We start from the raw sequence: 18,296 nt of genomic DNA on the forward strand, positions 1-18,296 counted from the left end.
CCGCTGGTTTGCGCCGGACGGGTGAAAAATGCCATGCGGCTGACAGCCCTGGAAGCAGCGGCCGAGGGCATCGGTCTGAAGGCTGGCCAGGGCGTCGCCGAAGCACGGGCAATCTGTCCCGACCTCGATGTGGTCGAGGACGATGATGCGGCCGACCGGCGACTGCTGGAGGCGATGGCAGACTGGTGCGACCGCTATACACCGCTGGTCTCGCTGGATGGTCGTGACGGCCTGTTCCTCGATATTACCGGCTGCGCCCATCTTTTCGGGGGTGAGCGGGCACTGCTGAAGGATGTGCTGCACCGGCTGTTTCATCTCGGTCTGGAGGTGCGGGGCGCCATTTCATCTTCCCCGGGCCTCTCCTGGGCCGTCGCACGCTTTGGCCGCAGCGGCATTGTCGAAGCGGATGAGATGGAGACTGTGCTCGCGCCATTGCCCGTGGCGTCGCTCAGGCTCGACGGACCGACCGTCGCCGCCCTGCAGAAGCTCGGCCTGAAGCAGGTCGGCGATATCATCGCTGCCGCCCGGGCGCCACTGGCACGACGGTTCGGTGCGCATCTGCTTTTGCGCCTTGATCAGGCGCTGGGCCTTGACGAGGAGCCGATTTCGCCGCGACGTCCGGTGGCCAGCCTTTCTGCCGAACGGCGCCTCATCGAGCCGGTTCAGGCCGAGGAAGATATCCTGCTGCTGGCAGGCCAGCTTGGGGCTGCCCTGAAGCCGGGGTTGGAAGCCCGTGGTATCGGCGGTCGGCTGTTCGAACTGCTGCTGTTCAGGGTCGACGGTGCCGTGTTTCGGATTTCGGCCGGTGCGTCGAAGCCGCTGCGCGAGCCGAAACGCATTGCCGCGCTGTTTTCAGAGCGTATCAAGGCCGTGCATGACGATCTCGATGCCGGCTTCGGTTACGAGATTGTCCGGCTGAACGTGCTGCAGCACGAAGTTTTCGATGCGCTTCAGGCGGATTTTACTGTCGATGGACCATCGGAGCAGTCGCTTTCCGCCTTTGTCGATCAGGTCGCAGCCCGGCTCGGGCGGGCCTGTCTGCAGGCACTGGAACTGGCGGAAAGTCATGTGCCGGAGCGGGCGGCCCTGTTCGTGCCCGCATCGGACGTGCTGTCCGACCAGCCTCGGCAGACGACTGGCCCGACGGTTGGGGCCGGCCGGTCCGAGCGACCGCTGCGGCTGTTCCGGACGCCGGAGCCGGTCGAGACGTTCATGGCCGAGGTGCCGGAAGGGCCGCCACAGAGATTTCGCTGGCGGCGAACGATGCACGAGGTGTTGCGCGCCGAGGGGCCGGAGAGGCTGGCACGCGAATGGTGGCTCGATGGCGAGGCGGCCCCGCCCCGCGACTATTTCAGGCTGGAAGTACAAAGCGGACACCGCTTCTGGATGTTTCGCGAGGGGCTCTATGGGCAAGGCGCCCCGCCGCGCTGGCTGATGCACGGGGTTTTCGCATGAGCCAGCGCCCGGCGCCTATGTTCTTCGAGATCGGGGCGAGAACGAATTTCTCGTTTCTCGAAGGCGCCTCAAGTCCGGAGGAAATGGTCGTGGCGGCCGAATCCTGCGGCCTGACCGGCCTTGGCATTGCCGATCGCAACAGCGTTTCGGGGGTGGTGCGCGCCCATGCGATCGCCCGGCAGAACGGCTATCGATTCCAGCCCGGTGCGCGGCTGGTGTTTGCCGACGGAACGCCGGATGTTCTGGCGTACCCGGAGAACAGGGCCGGATGGGGCCATCTTTGCCGGCTGCTCAGTGCGGGTAACCTCAGAACGGAAAAGGGCGGCTGTATCCTGCATGAAGAGGATCTGTGTGCCTGGGGGGACGCCATGATGCTGGCCGTTGTCCCCGACCCTGCCCTCGTTTCCGATGCTTCTGGCTGGGAAGCGCTGACGACCTGTCTCGATCGGTTGCGCGGTCGCTTTCCCCGGCAGCTGCATCTGGCCCTTTCGCCATCCTATGACGGCCGAGACCGCTTCGTCTTCGAAGCCTTTGCAATGCTGGCTGCAAAGACGCGGTTGCCGTTGATTGCCACCAACCAGCCTCTCTATCATGGCGCTCAGAGGCGCCCGCTTGCTGATATCGTCACGACAATCCGCGAGCATGTGACGATCGCCGATGCCGGATTTCTTTTGGCGCCTAACGCAGAGCGCCATCTCAAGCCGCCGCGTGAAATGGCACGGCTTTTCGAGGCCTATCCCAAGGCGGTCGAGAATACGCAGGCCTTTTTTGCCCGCCTGCAGTTTTCGCTGGACGAACTGAAGCATAATTATCCGGATGAAAGTGCACCGGGCGAAACGCCGGCGCAAACCCTGGAACGTCTGACATGGCTTGGCGCATCGCGCCGTTATCCCGGAGGCGTACCGGAGAAAATCTCCACGCAGATCGCCTATGAACTCGATCTCATCCGGCAGAAGGCCTACGAATCCTATTTTCTCACAGTCCACAAAATCATCCAGCACGCCCGTTACGAACTGAATATCCTTTGCCAAGGGCGGGGCTCGGCGGCGAATTCGACGCTCTGCTATTGCCTCGAGATTACGGAGGTCAATCCGGAGAGGAGCACGCTGCTGTTCGAGCGCTTCATCTCCATGGACCGTGACGAACCGCCTGATATCGATGTCGACTTCGAGCATGCCCGCCGCGAGGAAGTCATCCAGTACATCTACAGGACCTACGGCATTGCCCATGCCGGCCTGACGGCGGCGGTGACCAGTTATCGCGCTCGATCCGCCGGCCGTGAGGTGGCCAAGGCATTCGGGCTTTCCGAGGACGTACAGTCGGCACTTGCAAGCACCGTCTGGGGATGGTCGTCCGACGATCTGTCGGAGCGCGAGGCGCGGGCCGCAGGGCTCGATCTTTCGGATCGAACGACGCAGCGTGTGCTCTCCTATGCCTCCGAACTGATGGGATTTCCCCGCCATCTCACGCAGCATGTCGGCGGCTTCGTCATCACCCGCGACCGGCTCGACGAGATCGTGCCGATCATGAACACCGCCATGCCCGATCGCTACATGATCGAGTGGGACAAGACCGATCTCGATGTCCTCGACATCCTGAAGGTCGATATCCTGGCGCTTGGCATGCTGACCTGCCTTGCCAAGGCCTTCGACATGCTGGCGCTGCACTACGAGGTGAAGAAGACGCTCGCCGATCTCGGTAACGACGATCACCAGGACGGCGAGCCCGTCTACGACATGATCTGCCGGGCGGATACGATCGGCGTCTTCCAGATCGAAAGCCGGGCGCAGATGAGCATGCTGCCGCGCCTAAGGCCACGGGAGTTCTACGATCTGGTGATCGAGGTGGCGATCGTCCGGCCAGGGCCGATCCAGGGCGACATGGTGCACCCCTACCTGAAGCGCAGGGAAGACAAGCGCTGCGGCCGGGAGATCGAGTATCCGAGCCCGGCGCTGGAGGCGGTGCTGAAGCGCACCCTCGGCGTGCCGTTGTTCCAGGAGCAGGCGATGCAGATCGCCATCACGGCTGCGGGCTTCCCTCCCGCCAAGGCCGATCGGCTGCGACGCTCGATGGCCACATTCAAGCGATCCGGAAAGGTCAATGAATTCAGAGACGACATGATCGCGGGCATGCTGGCCAACAACTATTCGCAGGAGTTTGCCGAGCGCTGCTTCAGCCAGATCGAAGGCTTTGCCGAATACGGGTTTCCGGAAAGCCATGCGGCCTCCTTCGCCTTGCTGGTCTATGCATCCTGCTGGTTCAAGACCTATTATCCGGACGTCTTCTGTGCGGCGCTGCTGAATTCGCAACCGATGGGTTTTTACGCGCCAGCGCAGCTGGTTCGCGATGCGCGCGAGCACGGCGTCGACATTCGCCCGGTCGATATCAATCTGTCGGAATGGGATTCGATCCTGGAAAATGCACCTTCTCCGATCGCTATCGACCCCCGGCATGCATCGATGCAGGGGGTGATCCGGACCAGGAAGGCTGTCCGGCTGGGCTTTCGCCAGGTGCGTGGAGTGTCGGAGGGGGACATGCGGGACCTCCTCGTGGCCCGGCGCGGCGCCGGCTATGTTTCCGTGCGCGATTTCTGGCTGCGCTCCGGGCTGGCGAGAATCGACATCGAGAAGCTGGCCGATGCCGATTGCTTCCGGTCCATCGGTCTCAACAGGCGGGAGGCTCTCTGGGCGGTGCGGGCGCTGGATGCGAAAAATGCGGCGGAGAACCTGCCGCTATTCGATCTTGCCGACAGGGCCGATCTGCAGGTCGAGCCGGAGGTTACCCTCCCGGCCATGCTGCCGGGCGAAGAGGTGATCGAGGATTATCGTGCCCTGTCGCTATCGCTGAAGGCGCATCCGGTAGAATTCCTGCGGACCGAGTTCACCGCGATGGGCATTGTTCGCAACGTCGATCTGCTTACCGTTCCATCCGGCCGCAAGCTGATCATTGCCGGGCTGGTGCTGGTGCGCCAGAGGCCGGGGTCTGCAAAGGGGGTCGTTTTCATGACGCTCGAGGACGAGACAGGTGTCTCAAACGCTATTGTCTGGCCGAAAATCTTTGAAAAATACCGATCGATTGCGATGGGCGCGAGGCTGGTCAAGATCCATGGACGATTGCAGAGTGCCAATGGCGTCATTCACGTGGTTGCCGATCACCTCGAGGACCTGACCCCGGCACTCGGTATCCTGCAGCGTGAAGCACGGCGTTTCGGCGCGAGCGAGAGAGCTGACGAGGCGCTGCGTCCGACAGCCGACCATCGGCAGAAGAAACTGGCCCTGCAACTCGAGCGCCTAGCGCGGGAAAAGGCGGTGAAAAGGGATGTCCCAGATCTTGCCGATGTCTCCGGGACTGCCAGTGTCATGCCCAGGGGTCGGAACTTCCATTGAAAACACTCGCCATTCACGGCGATGTGACACATTCACGACATCCTGTGGAAGCCAGCATCAGAATCTTTCTTGACATCCAGTCTCTTCTTTATCAAAAACAGGATAGCAAGTGTCATGTTTGACGGACTGAAGAACCATGCTGGTCTGCAGCTGTAATTACATAACCGATCACGATATCCGGGCAGTCATCAACGAGCTGCTCGACGAAGACTGTTGGCAGCTGATCGTGCCGTCGAAGGTCTATCATGCGATGTCGAAGCGCGGACGCTGCTGCGGCTGTTTTCCCGGCGTGGTCGACCTGATCATACAGACAACCGAAGACTATCACGCCCGTCGCCACTCGACGGATGTCGAAATAGTTGATTTCATGTCCCGTCTCAAAAAGTTCCACGAAGACCAAAGGAGAGCGGACATTGAAAGGCGACATAAGAGTCATCGAGCGGCTTAACGAGGCATTGTTCCTCGAGCTCGGTGCCGTAAACCAGTACTGGGTGCATTATCGGCTGCTCGAAGACTGGGGCTACACCAAGCTTGCCAAGAAAGAGCGCGCCGAATCGATCGAAGAGATGCAGCATGCCGACAAGCTCGTCGCCCGCATCATTTTCCTCGAAGGCCATCCCAACCTGCAGACGCTCGCACCCTTGCGTATTGGCCAGACCGTCAAGGAAGTGCTGGAGGCAGATCTCGCTGGCGAATACGACGCGCGTGCCGCCTACAAGATTTCGCGCGATATCTGTCATGATGCCGGCGACTATGTTTCGATGAAGCTTTTCGAAACGCTGCTTGCCGATGAGGAGGGGCATATCGACTTCCTCGAAACCCAACTCGAACTTTTCGCCAAGATCGGCGCCGAGAAATACGGGCAGCTCAATGCCGATTCGGCCGACGCAGCCGAGTAGTGTCATAGACGCGGCAGCCTTCAAAGGTTGCCGCGTTTCTATGCCTGTCCTGCCAATTTCGCTTGGCGCACTGCAGGAATCCAATCGAAAAGTCTGTGCTATTGGACGGTCTGCCTTCAGGCAGCCGTAAGTATTGCCTGCTATCCGACTTTTTTAAAGTTAGAGCATGGCGATGATACACTGGGCTTTTGAGCTGCCGAACGGACAAACGGAAACTGCCTGCGGGAGCAAACAGCAATTCAGTTCCTGGTTAAAACAGAAGGCGCTTTGTCGCCGCTCACCGACGGAATGGATCGTCGATGTGATTGGCACTGATGTGACCGAGCGCTTTACCTATACGCATATGCCGGCCGGCGAGCCATTGTGGACTTTGACATGGGGTGAACCCTTGCCGGTGGTATAGCCAGGTATTGGTTCCTCCCAAGAACACGCGCAACAAGCGTCACAGTTACGTCAGTGCCCGCATTTTGTGGGGTTGCGTTAGCCTTGATCGCGCTGAAACGCTATCGGCGTGCACAGATCCTTATCTTTTTGCCGATTGATCTGCTAGGGAGAGCTTCAAGAGAAAAACAAGAGGGTCGATCAAGCCCTCTTTTTGGCCGTCAGGCACAACTTTTAGCATCCAAGGACACACGATGATTACGCTCACACCGACTCAGATCAGAGGGTTGAAGCTTGCCAAGGACGGGAAGCTTTTTCCGCTGCCACCGAAGAAGTGGACTCACCTGAACGCCGTGGTGACCTATGCCAAGACCGACCGCTTCAAGGAGCGGCCGCAGAAGGTTAAATTCCTCACCAATACCACCCTGGAAGAACTGCGCGAAATGGGCCTCATCGAGCGCTGCAACCAGGAAGAATCGCCCGAACTGGACTGCCATGAAATCACCATGGCTGGTAAGATCTGGCTGATGCGCAACAAGTAGGCATCCCGCCGGGCCTAAAAGCCTCGCCTTGTCAGCACGCGGTATTTTCAAATCGAGAGAGGTCATGTCGCCGGCATGGGCAGCTTTGCTGTGTCCGGCTGGAATGGCCGGTCTATCGCTTCTGCATGCAATCGGCTCGGATAGCGCTCCTCGGAAAGAGCGTCGAGCCGCTTTCGCTCATATCGCAGCGGGATGGGCACAAGTAAGATCGGTTTTCCGCCCATATCCGTCACGCAGCGATGCGCGACGGTCAGACTTTGATTTTCGACCGCCGATGCCTTTTTCTTGTCTCCCAACTCGTCTAAGTCTTTCGCAGCTTAGATAGAGGAGAGCGTTGCATGGCCGGGGAAACAATTCTCGTTGTGGGGGGTGCCGGCTATATCGGCTCGCACACTTGCCTCGATCTCGCAAACAAGGGTTTCGTGCCCGTCGTCTACGATAATTTCTCGAATGGTCATCGCGAGTTCGTCAGATGGGGGCCGGTCGAGGAAGGCGATATTCGTGACCGCGCCCGCCTCGACGAGGTGATCGCCCGGCACAAGCCGGCAGCCATCCTGCATTTTGCAGCGCTGATCGAAGTGGGCGAATCCGTGAAGGATCCTGTCGCGTTTTATGAAAACAACGTGGTGGGCACTCTCACTCTTCTCTCTGCGGCGCAAGCGGCAGGCATAAAAGCTTTCGTTTTCTCTTCAACCTGCGCCACCTACGGCCTGCCGCAGAGCGTGCCGCTCGACGAGACCCATCGGCAGGTGCCGATCAATCCCTACGGCCAGACCAAATACATCGTCGAACAGGCGCTCGCCGACTATGACCGCTATACCGGCTTCCGCTCGGTGATCCTGCGCTATTTCAATGCCGCCGGTGCCGATTTCGAGGGCCGCGTCGGCGAATGGCACAAACCGGAAACTCACGCAATTCCGCTGGCAATCGATGCGGCGCTCGGTCGCCGGGCCGGCTTCAAGGTGTTCGGCAGCGATTACGAGACGCGCGACGGCACCTGCGTGCGCGACTATATCCATGTGCTCGATCTCGCCGATGCCCATGTGCGAGCGGTCCAGTACCTGCTCGATGGCGGTGATTCCGTGGCGCTCAACCTTGGTACGGGAACGGGAACGACGGTCAAGGAACTGCTGTCGGCCATCGAGGACGTCACCGGCAAGCCGTTTCCGGTAGAGTATGCAGGCCGCCGCGAGGGTGATTCCACGACGCTCGTCGCCAACAACGATCATGCCAAAGCCGTTCTCGGCTGGGTACCGCAATACGACCTGTCGCAGATCATTCAATCGGCTTGGAACTGGCATGCAAAATCCAATCATCACTGACATGGACATCTCGGAACGGCCAAATGTGCTGCTGATCACCGCCGATCAATGGCGCGGCGATTGTCTTTCGGCTGTCGGCCATCCCGCCGTGCGGACGCCGAATATCGATGCGCTTGCGGCGGAAGGCGTTCTGTTCAAACGCCATTTTGCAGGCACCGCACCCTGTTCGCCGGCGAGGGCGACGCTCTACACCGGTCTCTACCAGATGAACACCCGTGTCTGCCGCAATGGGTCGCCATTGGATGCACGCTTCGACAACCTGGCGCTGGCCGCCCGGCGCGGCGGCTACGAGCCGACCCTTTTCGGCTATACCGATACGGCGCCCGACCCGCGCAGCCTCCAAGGTGCCGATCCGCATATGACGACCTATGAAGGCGTCCTGCCAGGCTTTACTGCCCGCCAACTGCTGCCGGAGCACGAAAAGCAGTGGCTGTCCTGGCTGAGGGCGCGCGGCCATGAGGAGGCGACCAGTCGCCACATCCACATTCCGGTCGGCGCCAACCCCGGCGAAATCACGAACGGTGCGCCGTCCTATTCCAAGGACGAGACCCAGACGGCCTTTCTGATCGGCGAGTTCGAGCGCTGGCTGGGCGAACAGGACGCACCTTGGTTTGCGCATGTGTCGCTGCTGCGGCCACATCCGCCGTTTTCCGTGCCTGCGCCCTACAACACGATGTTTGCGCCCGAGGACGGCCCCGAGTTTGCGCGTGCCGAGACGGTTGCAGCCGAGCATGCTCTGCATCCCTATCTCGCCTATGCGATGCCGCAAAACAACCAGGGCTACTATATCCATGGTGGCGACGGTCCGCTCAGCGATTGGTCGTCAGAGGATTTTCGCGCCATCCGGGCCATCTATTACGGCATGATTGCCGAGGTTGACGCGCAGATCGGACGGGCTTGTCAGGCACTGAAGGATGCCGGCGTCTGGGACAAGACCGTCATCATTTTCACCTCCGACCATGCGGAAATGGCCGGAGACCACTGGACGCTGGGCAAGGGTGGCTTCTTCGACGGCAGCTATCATATCCCGCTGGTGGTCCGCGATCCCAAGGCCACCGGCAACGGCACCGTCATCGAGCAGTTCACCAGCTCGGTGGATATCTTTCCGACGCTCTGCGACAGGCTGGGCCTCGATGCGGACAATCACCTCGATGGCGAGACGCTGGTGCCTTTCCTGAACGGCGCGGCACCCGCCGGCTGGAGGGATGCGGCATTCTGGGAGTTTGATTTCCGCGATATCCGCCACTCTCTGCCGGAACAGCATTTCGGTCTGCGGCCCAACGAATGCAATCTGTCGGTCATCCGCGATGCGGCCTTCAAATATGTCCATTTCGCCGGCCTACCGCCGCTGCTGTTCGACCTGCAGGCCGATCCGGGTGAGCTTCGCAATCTGGCGGAAGAGCCAGCCTACCTTGCCACCCGGCTGCGCTATGCCGAGCGGCTGCTGTCCGTCCGGGCCCGGCATCTCGACCAGACGCTGGCCTATACGGAGCTGACCGAGGACGGGCCGGTGACATACCGGCCCTGATCAGCAATTGGCGAATCGGGACGTCAGCCTTGCGGGCCGAGATAGTCCCTCTTGCCGATGGTGAGGCCCTGGTTTCGCAGGATGGCGTGGGCCATGGCGACGTGGAAATAGAAATTTGGCAATGCGAAGCTTGCGAGATAGTCGTCGCCCCGGAACGTCGTAGCGACACCACCAGGCGATATCGTCACCTCGCGGGTCTCGCTGCCTTCGAGCGCGTCGGCAGCAACCGAGGACAGGAATGCTGTCGTCTTTTCCACACGGGCGCGCAGTTCGGCGATGGTCGTTTCGGTGTCTTCGAAGCGTGGCGCCTCGATGCCGGAGAGGCGCGACACGGTCAGCTTGGCCGTGTCGGAAGCGCGTTGGATCTGGCCTGACAGCGTCAGCATGTCGGGTGCCAGGCGGGCCTCGACCAATGTCGCGGGATCCTTGCCTGTTTCCGTCGCGTAGGAATCTGCTTTGTCGAGATAGGTCGTGAGTGTGGCCAAGCCACGCTGAAACACCGGAATGCTCATGCGGTACATCGAAAGCGCCATGGAAATCTCCCTTATAATGCAGCGGGCGATGGGTCGCCGTCGTTGCCGCCCTTAGGTGGTGCGTTCGACGCAGGATGCCACCGCTATTTTTATTTTCTCCGGGGGATGGCGAATCCTGTCAGCCTTTTTATGCTGGCCACTTCCGATGGATCGGCAGCCTGCCCAGGATAGCATATGCAACTCGTGTTCGACGGCCATAATGATGTTCTCCTGCGACTATGGTCGCACCAGAAAAAGGGGAGCGATCCGGTCGCCGAATTCCGGGACGGAACGACGAGCGGCCATATCGATGCAGCTCGTGCAAAAGCTGGTGGCCTCGCCGGTGGACTTTGCGCCATCTACATTCCCTCCGGCGATCTCGTCTTCGCCGAACCCGACCGCAACGGTCATTACGTGACGCCGATGGCAGCTCCGCTCGAGCGCTCTCCGTCGCTGGACATCGCCCATGAGATGGCTGCGATCGCGCTGCGCCTAGATCGTGATGGCGCGTGGAAGCTTTGCAGGTCGATCGGCGATATCCGCGAGTGCATGGCGAAAGGCATCTTTGCCGCGGTGCTTCACATGGAGGGCTGCGAGGCGATCGATGCGGATCTGGTCGCGCTGGAAACATTCCATGCCGCCGGCCTGCGCTCTCTCGGTCCGGTCTGGAGCCGCAACAATGTCTTTGCCCACGGCGTTCCTTTCGCCTTCCCCATGTCGCCGGATAGCGGGCCCGGCCTGACGCAGGCAGGTTTCGCTCTGGTCCGGCGCTGCAACGAGCTCGGAATTTTGATCGATCTCGCGCACATAACCGAAAAGGGTTTCTGGGATGTGGCAAAGACCACCGACCAGCCGCTGGTCGCCAGCCATTCCAATTCACACGCACTGACGCCGGTAGCGCGCAACCTAACCGACCGTCAACTCGACGCCATCAAGGAAAGCCGCGGCATCGTCGGATTGAACTACGCAACTGCCATGCTGCGCGCCGACGGACGCTCCGAGGCGGATACGCCGCTCGAGGATATGGTGCGCCATATCGATCATCTCGTGCAGCGCATGGGGATCGACTGTGTTGGCCTCGGCTCGGACTTCGATGGGGCAACCATTCCCGACGAGATAGGCGATGCTGCCGGCAACCAGAAGCTGATTGCTGCGCTCCGGAACGTTGGTTATGGTGAGGACGATCTGGTGAAATTATGCCGGGAAAACTGGCTTCGGGTCCTGGCGTCCGCCTGGGGGGAGACGAGCGGTCACTGAGGTTTCGCAGAAATAAGACTTTAAAAAACAGGGGAATAGAAAATGACCATCAGCACTATCCACCGCAACTTCCGCCTCCTTGCGGCAAGCGCTGCGTTTTCACTCGTCATCGCATCGGCGCCGGTCGCTTCCTTTGCGGCAACACCGAAGGATACGCTGGTCGAGGGCTTTGCTTTCGACGATATTATCAGCATGGACCCAGGCGAAGCTTACGAGCTTTCGACCGCCGAAATCACCGGGAATACCTATAGCCTTCTGGTCCGGCTCGACACAGCCGACACCACCAAGGTCAAGGGTGACCTGGCCGAGAGCTGGACAGTGTCCGACGACCACCTGACCTACACATTCAAGCTGAAGCCGGGTCTGAAATTCGCCTCAGGCAATCCGATCACTGCCGACGACGTCGCATGGTCGTTCGAGCGCGCAGTTAAGCTCGATAAGAGCCCCGCCTTCATCCTCACACAGTTCGGCCTGACCGGCGATAACGTCGCTACCAAGGCGAAGGCTGTAGACGCGACCACGTTTACCTTCACGGTCGACAAGGCCTATGCGCCGTCCTTCGTTCTCAATTGCCTGACGTCTACCGTCGCCAATGTCGTCGACAAGAAGCTCGTGCTCGACCACGTCAAGGCCGTCACCCCGTCGGCCGACTACAAGTACGACAATGATTTCGGCAACGAGTGGCTGAAGACCGGCTATGCGGGCTCCGGCCCCTTCAAGCTGCGTGAATGGCGCGCCAACGAAGCGATCGTGCTGGAACGCAACGATAATTACTACGGTGAAAAGCCGAAGCTTGCCCGCGTCATCTATCGATTCATGAAAGAAAGCTCCGGCCAGCGGCTGGCACTCGAGAACGGCGACATCGATGTTGCCCGCAACCTCGAGCCGGGCGATCTCGATCAACTGACCAAGGAAGGCAAGGTATCCGTGACCAATGCTCCGAAGGGCACGGTCTATTACATCAGCCTCAACCAAAAGAACCCGAACCTTGCCAAGCCAGAAGTCCAGGAAGCATTCCGCTACCTGATCGACTATGATGCCATCGGCAAGACGCTGATTAAAGGTGTCGGCGAAATCCGCCAGACGTTCGAGCCGAAGGGCGTGCTCGGCGCGCTCGAGGAAAAGCCGTTCACGCTGGATGTTGCCAAGGCCAAGGAACTGCTGGCCAAGGCAGGCCTCAAGGATGGCTTCACGGTCACCATGGACGTGCGCAACATCGAGCCGATCACCGGCGTTGCCCAGTCGATCCAGCAGACGCTGGGACAGGCCGGCATCAAGCTCGAGATCATTCCCGGCGACGGCAAGCAGACCCTGACCAAATATCGTGCCCGCAACCACGATATCTACATCGGCAACTGGGGCATGGATTACTGGGATCCGAATTCCAACGCGGAAACCTTCACCACCAATCCGGACAATTCCGACGACGGCAAGACCAAGACGCTAGCCTGGCGCAACACGTTCGTTACTCCCGAGCTCGACAAGATCACCCGGGCTGCCCTGTTCGAGCCAGATGCCACCAAGCGCGCTGCGATGTACCAGGACGTGCAGAAGAAATTCCTGCACAACAGCCCGTTTGCGATCCTCTTCCAGCAGATCGAAGTCGCCGCCTACAAGAAGGACCTGAAGGGCTTTGCGCTTGGTCCGAGCTTCGACACCAACTTCGTCTGGCCGATATCGAAGGAGTAGTCTGGAAGGATTGGTCCCTTGAGTACAGTTGAACGCAGGATGGAGGTGCGGCCCGCGACTGGCCGCACCATGTCCATCGTAAAGGCCGTGCTACGCTTCGTCGGCATCGCCATCACCACCTATCTCGGTCTTCTGGCCGTAACCTTCTTCATCGGCCGCGTGGTGCCGATCGACCCGGTTCTCGCTATCCTCGGCGACCGGGCGCCGGCGCATGTCATCGAGCGGGTGCGGCGTGAGCTCGGCCTCGACCTGCCGCTCTACGAGCAGTTCTACATCTATCTGAAGGGTGTGCTGTCCGGCGATTTCGGCACCTCGGTGCTGACGACCAATCCCGTCATGACCGATATCCGTCGCGCCTTTCCGGCCACGCTCGAATTGGCGACGCTCGGCACGATCATCGGTTCGGTGATCGGCGTGCCGCTCGGCGTGCTGGCCGCTGTGCGCCGTGGCAGCCTGATCGACCAGCTGGTGCGCGTCATCGGGCTCGTCGGTTATTCCGTGCCGATCTTCTGGATGGCGCTGATTTCGCTGGTGATCTTCTACGCCAAGCTGAAATGGGTAGCCTTTCCCGGCCGCATCGATATCACCTACGAATATACGTTCACGCCGATCACAGGCCTGTTCCTGCTCGATTCCGCCTTGCAGGGCGAATGGGACGTCTTCGCTGATGTCTTCCGCCACATCATCCTGCCGGCATCCCTGCTCGGCTATTTCTCGCTGGCCTATATCAGCCGCATGACGCGCAGCTTCATGCTGAACGAGCTCGGCCAGGAATATATCGTCGCAGTGCGGGCCAAGGGCCTCTCCGAAACCCGGGTCATCTGGGCGCACGCGCTGCGAAACGCAGCGGTCCCGCTGGTGACAGTCATCGCGCTCTCCTATGCCGGCCTGCTCGAGGGGTCGGTGCTGACCGAAACCGTGTTCTCCTGGCCGGGCATCGGCTTCTACATCACAAACTCGCTGCAGAACGCCGACATGAACGCCGTGCTTGGCGGCACCATCGTCATCGGCACGGTGTTCATCGGTATCAATCTTTTGTCCGACATTCTCTACCGAACACTAGACCCAAGGACACGACGCCAATGACGGGTCCAACCTCACCAACAGCGCCACTCACCCGCCGCCAATGGCTGCTCTCCGACCGGCCGCAATCGCGGCTGCAGGCGAGGCTTGGCCGCGCCTATATCACCTGGCGGCAGTTTTCCGCCAACCATCTGGCGGTGCTCGGCCTGGTAATTATCCTTGGCCTGTTGTTCATTGCCGTCTTTGCCGATGTGATCGCCACCAAGTCGCCTGTTATCGGCGATCTCGCCAATGCCCGGCTGCTGCCGCCCGGTGCCCAGGGCTATCTGCTCGGCACTGACGACCAGGGACGCGATATCTTTTCGCGGATCATGCACGGCTCGCGTCTGACGTTGCTGGTGATTGTGCTTGTCGCCATCATTTCGGCACCAATCGGGCTGCTGATCGGTACGGTGTCCGGTTATGTCGGCGGCTGGCTGGATGCGGTGCTGATGCGTATCACCGATATTTTCCTCGCCTTTCCGAAGCTTGTGCTGGCGCTCGCCTTTGTCGCGGCCCTCGGCCCCGGTATCCAGAACGCCATCATCGCCATCGCCATCACCTCCTGGCCACCCTATGCCCGTATTGCCCGGGCCGAGACGATGACGGTGCGGCGCTCCGACTATATTTCAGCCGTCCGGCTGATGGGCGCCTCGCCGCTGCGGATTATTTTTCGCCATGTCATGCCGCTCTGCATCTCGTCGCTGATCGTGCGGGTGACGCTCGATATGGCTGGCATCATCCTCACCGCAGCCGGCCTAGGCTTCCTCGGTCTCGGCGCTCAACCGCCGCTGCCTGAATGGGGCGCGATGATCGCTTCCGGCCGCCGCTTCATCCTCGACCAGTGGTGGGTGGCGGCAATGCCTGGCTTTGCCATCCTGATCGTCAGTCTCGGCTTCAATCTGCTCGGCGACGGTTTGCGCGATGCCCTCGATCCGCAGGAGAGTGGCCGATGACCATGCTGACAGTCGACAATCTGAAGGTCAGCTATCCGACCCGCACCGGCGTGATCGAGGCCGTGCGCGGTGTTTCCTTCACTCTCGGCCGCGAGCGGCTCGGCATTGTCGGCGAAAGCGGCTCCGGCAAGTCGCAGACCGGCCGCGCCATCATGGGCCTCACCCAGTCGCACGGGATCGTCACCGCCGATACTTTGAATTTCAACGGTATAGACTTGTTGAAAGCCTCGCTCAAGGAGCGACGTGCGTTGCGCGGCAAGCGGATCGCCATGGTGTTGCAGGACCCGAAGTATTCGCTCGATCCCGTCATGACGATCGGCAGGCAGGTTTGCGAGACCTTGCGCACGCATGAGCGCGTCAGCAAGGCGGAGGCCCGCGACCGGGCGCTCGCCATGCTGGAAGCAGTGCAAATCCGGGAGCCGCAACGGGTTTTCGACCTTCATCCGCACGAGGTCTCCGGCGGCATGGGGCAGCGGGTGATGATCGCCATGATGCTGATTGCCGGCCCGGAATTGCTGATCGCCGATGAACCGACCTCGGCGCTCGACGTCACAGTGCAACTCGATGTCCTTCGCATCATGGACAAGCTGGTATCCGAGCGCGGCATGGGGCTGATTTTCGTATCGCACGACCTGCGGCTGGTGTCTTCGTTCTGTGATCGCGTCATCGTCATGTACGCCGGCAAAATCGTCGAGGAATTGCCGGCGTCCGAACTGCGCAATGCCCAGCATCCTTACACGCGGGGCCTGCTGAACTGCATGCCCGTCATCGGCGAGGATCGCCATCCGCTGCCGGTGCTCGAGCGCAAGCCGGAGTGGGCGCTATGACCACCACTCTGTCTATCAACGATCTCAGCGTCATCTATGACGGTTACTACGCACTGAACGCCGTCAGCATCTCCGTCGACAAAGGCCAGTCTTTCGGGCTGGTGGGCGAATCGGGCTCCGGAAAATCGACGCTTCTGCGTGCCGTCGCGGGCCTGGCACCGGTCAGCGAAGGCACGATCCGCATCGACGGCGAAACCCTAAAGGGCGCAAAGCGTAGCAAGAGCTTCTACCGCGAGGTGCAGATGGTGTTTCAGGACCCTTACGGGTCGCTGCATCCGCGCCAGACGATCGACCGGCTGCTTCTCGAACCCTTGCTGATCCATGGGATAGACGATGGCGAACGGCGCATTACACGGGCGCTCGACGAAGTCGGCCTCGGTGCCGGATTTCGCTTCCGCTATCCACACCAGCTCTCGGGCGGTCAACGCCAGCGGGTGGCGATTGCCAGGGCCCTGATCGTCGAGCCGTCGATTTTGCTGCTGGATGAGCCTACCTCCGCACTCGATGCTTCCGTGCAGGCGGAGGTGCTCAATCTTCTCGAGCAGATCCGTCGCGATCGCAATCTGACCTTCGTGATGGTGAGCCATGATCTCGGCGTCGTCACCCACATGTGCGACCGGCTTGCCGTCATGCAGAACGGCTTCGTGGTCGAGCGGCTTGCCTCGGTCGATCTTGCTGCAGGCCGCGTCTCGGAAGAGTACACACGCAATCTCATGGTTGCCAGCAAGGGTTTCGCCCGGGCTTAAGTCTCTGTTTTTATGTGTATATTTTTTGATTATGGTTAATGGATGGTTTAAACACGACCAACGCCATAGACTATTGACAGCTGCCGCATTTCTGTCATGATCTCGTTAACGGCGGTTAACTTTCGTGATCGCCAAGGTCTGGAGGTGCAGTATGTTTTTCATGGGTGGCATGACCCTTGGTTACCTTCACCCGCCCGTCCGGGCAAAGCGCATCGAAGCCGGTGCTTCCGTGGCTGACGAGGAAACCGCTGTCACACAGCGCCAGCAGTTGGCGCCGACAGTCGTCGACGGAGCCATTGAGCGGACCCTGCTCTGGGCTCGTCGCATTCTTTGCTAATTCTCTGTTTTGACCCTCGTGAAGATTAATTTTTTCACTCCGGGGCAGAGGGCGGAAATCCATCTCTCCCAATGCGACGATCAATCCCCGATAACAGCTGCTCGCGCTTGAGCGCAACTTTCTAACGGAGGCAGCATATGGCAAATATAGGCCTGTCGAATGCGTCTGTAGACGAGCTTGGTCCGTCTTCCGAGCGACGCCGGCTTGCGGTCACGGCCGGTATCTCCAAACGGCGCCGGTGGGAGACAGTCCTGCATGTGGTGCTTTTTGCTGCCGCGTTCGCGTTTGTTGCTGCCATGGTGTGCGGCGTCGGGACCTGATCGTTTTCCACGCGGATTGCGGTCCTGTCGTCTATGCAAGACGGATTTGATTTCGACATTCAATACGATTGAAAACGGCGGCCACATCGGCCGCCGTTTTGTTGTTAAGTCCATGCCGACTCAGAAATTCTGACTATGCCCGATAGCAAGCATTTGCCGAAACAAGTAAGCTTGGATGTCGAGCAGCATGGGATATTCGGATGGAAAACAACAAAGCGACGCGCAAGAGCGTCGAGGCGACCGTAACGTCGAGTAAAACAATCCCAGCCAAGCCGATCCTGAAGCAGGATCCGCATTCCCTGCGCGACCCCAAGGAAAATAATCTCGAAGTGGCCATCGGCCGCGAGGTCCGTGCTTTCCGCAAAACCCTCGGCATTACCGGCGCCGATCTGGCTTCCGCCACCGGCATCTCGCTCGGCATGCTGTCGAAGATCGAAAACGGCAACACCTCGCCGTCACTGACGACGCTCCAGTCGCTGGCTGCCGCACTGGGCGTTCCCGTCACCGCCTTTTTCCGCCGGTTTGAAGAGGTGCGCAATGCGGTTTTCGTCAAGGCGGGGGAGGGGCTGGAGATCGAGCGGCGCGGCACGCGTGCCGGGCACCAGTACAACCTGCTCGGCCATATCGGCAACAGTGCCAGCGGCCTGCAGGTCGAGCCGTACCTCATCACCTTGACCGCTGATTCAGATGTCTTTCCGGCCTTCCAGCACGACGGCCTGGAACTTATCTACATGCTCGAGGGTGAGGTGAAGTACCGCCATGGCGACAAGCTCTATACGATGCTGCCGGGCGACAGCCTTTTCTTCGATGCCGACGCGCCGCACGGTCCGGAGGTTCTGATCACCCTGCCGATCCGCTTCCTGTCAATTATTTCCTATCCCGAGAGGAACGGTGTATAGGCCCGGCGGCTGTCCTGAACAATCTCGGGCGTCAGTTCAGTTTAAGTTCATCTTTGCCGGCCTATGGGAGTAGGCACGTCTCACGCTGGCTTCCAGCCGGCGAGATTCGCGGTGCAATTTGGGGAATGTATGATGAATTTGATCGCCTTGATGTAATCTTGCCGCCGCGCTCACTTGA

Annotated in this window: 18 protein-coding genes; 17 read left to right on the forward strand and 1 reads right to left on the reverse strand. The window is 60.2% G+C overall.

The features are described from left to right. Window positions 1-33: 33 nt before the first annotated feature. From J5278_RS01845 to J5278_RS01880, 8 genes are all read left to right on the forward strand, one after another. Window positions 34-1,455 carry a DNA polymerase Y family protein gene (locus tag J5278_RS01845; RefSeq protein WP_247749258.1) on the forward strand — a complete coding sequence of 474 codons (1,422 nt, stop codon included), beginning with the start codon at window positions 34-36 and terminating at the stop codon, window positions 1,453-1,455. Then, window positions 1,452-4,841: an error-prone DNA polymerase gene (locus J5278_RS01850; protein WP_209185366.1), complete on the forward strand. Its 3,390-nt coding sequence runs from the start codon at window positions 1,452-1,454 to the stop codon at window positions 4,839-4,841. Before J5278_RS01845 ends, J5278_RS01850 begins: the two co-directional genes overlap by 4 nt. Window positions 4,842-4,977: 136 nt before the next feature. Beyond that, window positions 4,978-5,289, forward strand: a complete 312-nt coding sequence (locus tag J5278_RS31475; RefSeq protein WP_111222063.1) for a (2Fe-2S)-binding protein — start codon at window positions 4,978-4,980, stop codon at window positions 5,287-5,289. Next, window positions 5,255-5,740 carry a bacterioferritin gene (gene bfr, locus J5278_RS01860; RefSeq protein ID WP_111222062.1) on the forward strand — a complete coding sequence of 162 codons (486 nt, stop codon included), beginning with the start codon at window positions 5,255-5,257 and terminating at the stop codon, window positions 5,738-5,740. The genes J5278_RS31475 and bfr overlap by 35 nt, the downstream gene beginning before the upstream one ends. A 166-nt stretch (window positions 5,741-5,906) precedes the next feature. Further along, window positions 5,907-6,143 carry a hypothetical protein gene (locus tag J5278_RS01865; RefSeq protein WP_209185365.1) on the forward strand — a complete coding sequence of 79 codons (237 nt, stop codon included), beginning with the start codon at window positions 5,907-5,909 and terminating at the stop codon, window positions 6,141-6,143. Window positions 6,144-6,375: 232 nt separating this feature from the next. Beyond that, window positions 6,376-6,663, forward strand: a complete 288-nt coding sequence (locus tag J5278_RS01870; RefSeq protein WP_111222061.1) for a hypothetical protein — start codon at window positions 6,376-6,378, stop codon at window positions 6,661-6,663. Between the two features lie 338 nt (window positions 6,664-7,001). Then, window positions 7,002-7,985 carry a UDP-glucose 4-epimerase GalE gene (galE, locus tag J5278_RS01875; RefSeq protein WP_209185364.1) on the forward strand — a complete coding sequence of 328 codons (984 nt, stop codon included), beginning with the start codon at window positions 7,002-7,004 and terminating at the stop codon, window positions 7,983-7,985. Beyond that, entirely contained in the window at window positions 7,963-9,513 is a 1,551-nt protein-coding gene (locus tag J5278_RS01880; RefSeq protein ID WP_209185363.1) for an alkaline phosphatase family protein, read from the forward strand. The genes galE and J5278_RS01880 overlap by 23 nt, the downstream gene beginning before the upstream one ends. A 23-nt stretch (window positions 9,514-9,536) precedes the next feature. Here the strand turns inward: J5278_RS01880 and J5278_RS01885 are convergent, their stop codons facing one another. Then, window positions 9,537-10,046, reverse strand: a complete 510-nt coding sequence (locus tag J5278_RS01885) for a DUF1993 family protein (RefSeq protein WP_111222057.1) — start codon at window positions 10,044-10,046, stop codon at window positions 9,537-9,539. A gap of 174 nt (window positions 10,047-10,220) precedes the next feature. Here J5278_RS01885 and J5278_RS01890 point away from each other — a divergent pair, with 174 nt between their 5' ends. The 9 genes from J5278_RS01890 to J5278_RS01930 all read left to right on the forward strand — a co-directional run bounded on the left by J5278_RS01890 (window position 10,221) and on the right by J5278_RS01930 (window position 18,118). After that, window positions 10,221-11,282 carry a dipeptidase gene (locus tag J5278_RS01890; RefSeq protein ID WP_209185362.1) on the forward strand — a complete coding sequence of 354 codons (1,062 nt, stop codon included), beginning with the start codon at window positions 10,221-10,223 and terminating at the stop codon, window positions 11,280-11,282. Window positions 11,283-11,324: 42 nt separating this feature from the next. Beyond that, window positions 11,325-12,971 carry an ABC transporter substrate-binding protein gene (locus J5278_RS01895; protein ID WP_209185361.1) on the forward strand — a complete coding sequence of 549 codons (1,647 nt, stop codon included), beginning with the start codon at window positions 11,325-11,327 and terminating at the stop codon, window positions 12,969-12,971. A gap of 18 nt (window positions 12,972-12,989) precedes the next feature. Next, a complete protein-coding gene (locus J5278_RS01900) occupies window positions 12,990-14,057 on the forward strand; it encodes an ABC transporter permease (protein ID WP_209185360.1) in 1,068 nt (355 codons plus the stop codon). After that, on the forward strand, window positions 14,054-14,989 hold the full coding sequence (locus tag J5278_RS01905; protein ID WP_209185359.1) for an ABC transporter permease: 936 nt from the start codon (window positions 14,054-14,056) through the stop codon (window positions 14,987-14,989). Before J5278_RS01900 ends, J5278_RS01905 begins: the two co-directional genes overlap by 4 nt. Continuing rightward, window positions 14,986-15,816 (forward strand): ABC transporter ATP-binding protein, encoded by an 831-nt coding sequence (locus tag J5278_RS01910; protein WP_209187650.1) that lies wholly within the window; start codon window positions 14,986-14,988, stop codon window positions 15,814-15,816. Before J5278_RS01905 ends, J5278_RS01910 begins: the two co-directional genes overlap by 4 nt. Beyond that, window positions 15,813-16,562, forward strand: a complete 750-nt coding sequence (locus tag J5278_RS01915) for an ABC transporter ATP-binding protein (RefSeq protein WP_209185357.1) — start codon at window positions 15,813-15,815, stop codon at window positions 16,560-16,562. Before J5278_RS01910 ends, J5278_RS01915 begins: the two co-directional genes overlap by 4 nt. 151 nt (window positions 16,563-16,713) lie before the next feature. Further along, window positions 16,714-16,899 carry a hypothetical protein gene (locus tag J5278_RS01920; protein ID WP_142824574.1) on the forward strand — a complete coding sequence of 62 codons (186 nt, stop codon included), beginning with the start codon at window positions 16,714-16,716 and terminating at the stop codon, window positions 16,897-16,899. A gap of 137 nt (window positions 16,900-17,036) precedes the next feature. Then, window positions 17,037-17,219 carry a hypothetical protein gene (locus tag J5278_RS01925; RefSeq protein ID WP_142824575.1) on the forward strand — a complete coding sequence of 61 codons (183 nt, stop codon included), beginning with the start codon at window positions 17,037-17,039 and terminating at the stop codon, window positions 17,217-17,219. 200 nt (window positions 17,220-17,419) lie between these two features. After that, window positions 17,420-18,118, forward strand: coding sequence for an XRE family transcriptional regulator (locus tag J5278_RS01930; protein ID WP_247749232.1), 699 nt, complete (start codon window positions 17,420-17,422; stop codon window positions 18,116-18,118). The last annotated feature ends 178 nt before the right edge of the window (window positions 18,119-18,296 follow it).

This window comes from Rhizobium sp. B21/90, assembly GCF_019355815.1.
GTDB lineage: Bacteria > Pseudomonadota > Alphaproteobacteria > Rhizobiales > Rhizobiaceae > Rhizobium > Rhizobium rhododendri.

What these genes read in the sequence shown, in the direction of transcription:
- J5278_RS01845 (WP_247749258.1), top strand. Translation starts at nt 34, where the DNA reads ATGCGGCTGACAGCCCTGGAAGCAGCGGCCGAGGGCATCGGTCTGAAG.
- J5278_RS01850 (WP_209185366.1), top strand. Translation starts at nt 1,452, where the DNA reads ATGAGCCAGCGCCCGGCGCCTATGTTCTTCGAGATCGGGGCGAGAACG.
- J5278_RS31475 (WP_111222063.1), top strand. Translation starts at nt 4,978, where the DNA reads ATGCTGGTCTGCAGCTGTAATTACATAACCGATCACGATATCCGGGCA.
- J5278_RS01865 (WP_209185365.1), top strand. Translation starts at nt 5,907, where the DNA reads ATGGCGATGATACACTGGGCTTTTGAGCTGCCGAACGGACAAACGGAA.
- J5278_RS01870 (WP_111222061.1), top strand. Translation starts at nt 6,376, where the DNA reads ATGATTACGCTCACACCGACTCAGATCAGAGGGTTGAAGCTTGCCAAG.
- galE (WP_209185364.1), top strand. Translation starts at nt 7,002, where the DNA reads ATGGCCGGGGAAACAATTCTCGTTGTGGGGGGTGCCGGCTATATCGGC.
- J5278_RS01880 (WP_209185363.1), top strand. Translation starts at nt 7,963, where the DNA reads ATGCAAAATCCAATCATCACTGACATGGACATCTCGGAACGGCCAAAT.
- J5278_RS01885 (WP_111222057.1), bottom strand. Translation starts at nt 10,046, where the DNA reads ATGGCGCTTTCGATGTACCGCATGAGCATTCCGGTGTTTCAGCGTGGC.
- J5278_RS01890 (WP_209185362.1), top strand. Translation starts at nt 10,221, where the DNA reads ATGCAACTCGTGTTCGACGGCCATAATGATGTTCTCCTGCGACTATGG.
- J5278_RS01895 (WP_209185361.1), top strand. Translation starts at nt 11,325, where the DNA reads ATGACCATCAGCACTATCCACCGCAACTTCCGCCTCCTTGCGGCAAGC.
- J5278_RS01905 (WP_209185359.1), top strand. Translation starts at nt 14,054, where the DNA reads ATGACGGGTCCAACCTCACCAACAGCGCCACTCACCCGCCGCCAATGG.
- J5278_RS01910 (WP_209187650.1), top strand. Translation starts at nt 14,986, where the DNA reads ATGACCATGCTGACAGTCGACAATCTGAAGGTCAGCTATCCGACCCGC.
- J5278_RS01915 (WP_209185357.1), top strand. Translation starts at nt 15,813, where the DNA reads ATGACCACCACTCTGTCTATCAACGATCTCAGCGTCATCTATGACGGT.
- J5278_RS01920 (WP_142824574.1), top strand. Translation starts at nt 16,714, where the DNA reads ATGTTTTTCATGGGTGGCATGACCCTTGGTTACCTTCACCCGCCCGTC.
- J5278_RS01925 (WP_142824575.1), top strand. Translation starts at nt 17,037, where the DNA reads ATGGCAAATATAGGCCTGTCGAATGCGTCTGTAGACGAGCTTGGTCCG.
- J5278_RS01930 (WP_247749232.1), top strand. Translation starts at nt 17,420, where the DNA reads ATGGAAAACAACAAAGCGACGCGCAAGAGCGTCGAGGCGACCGTAACG.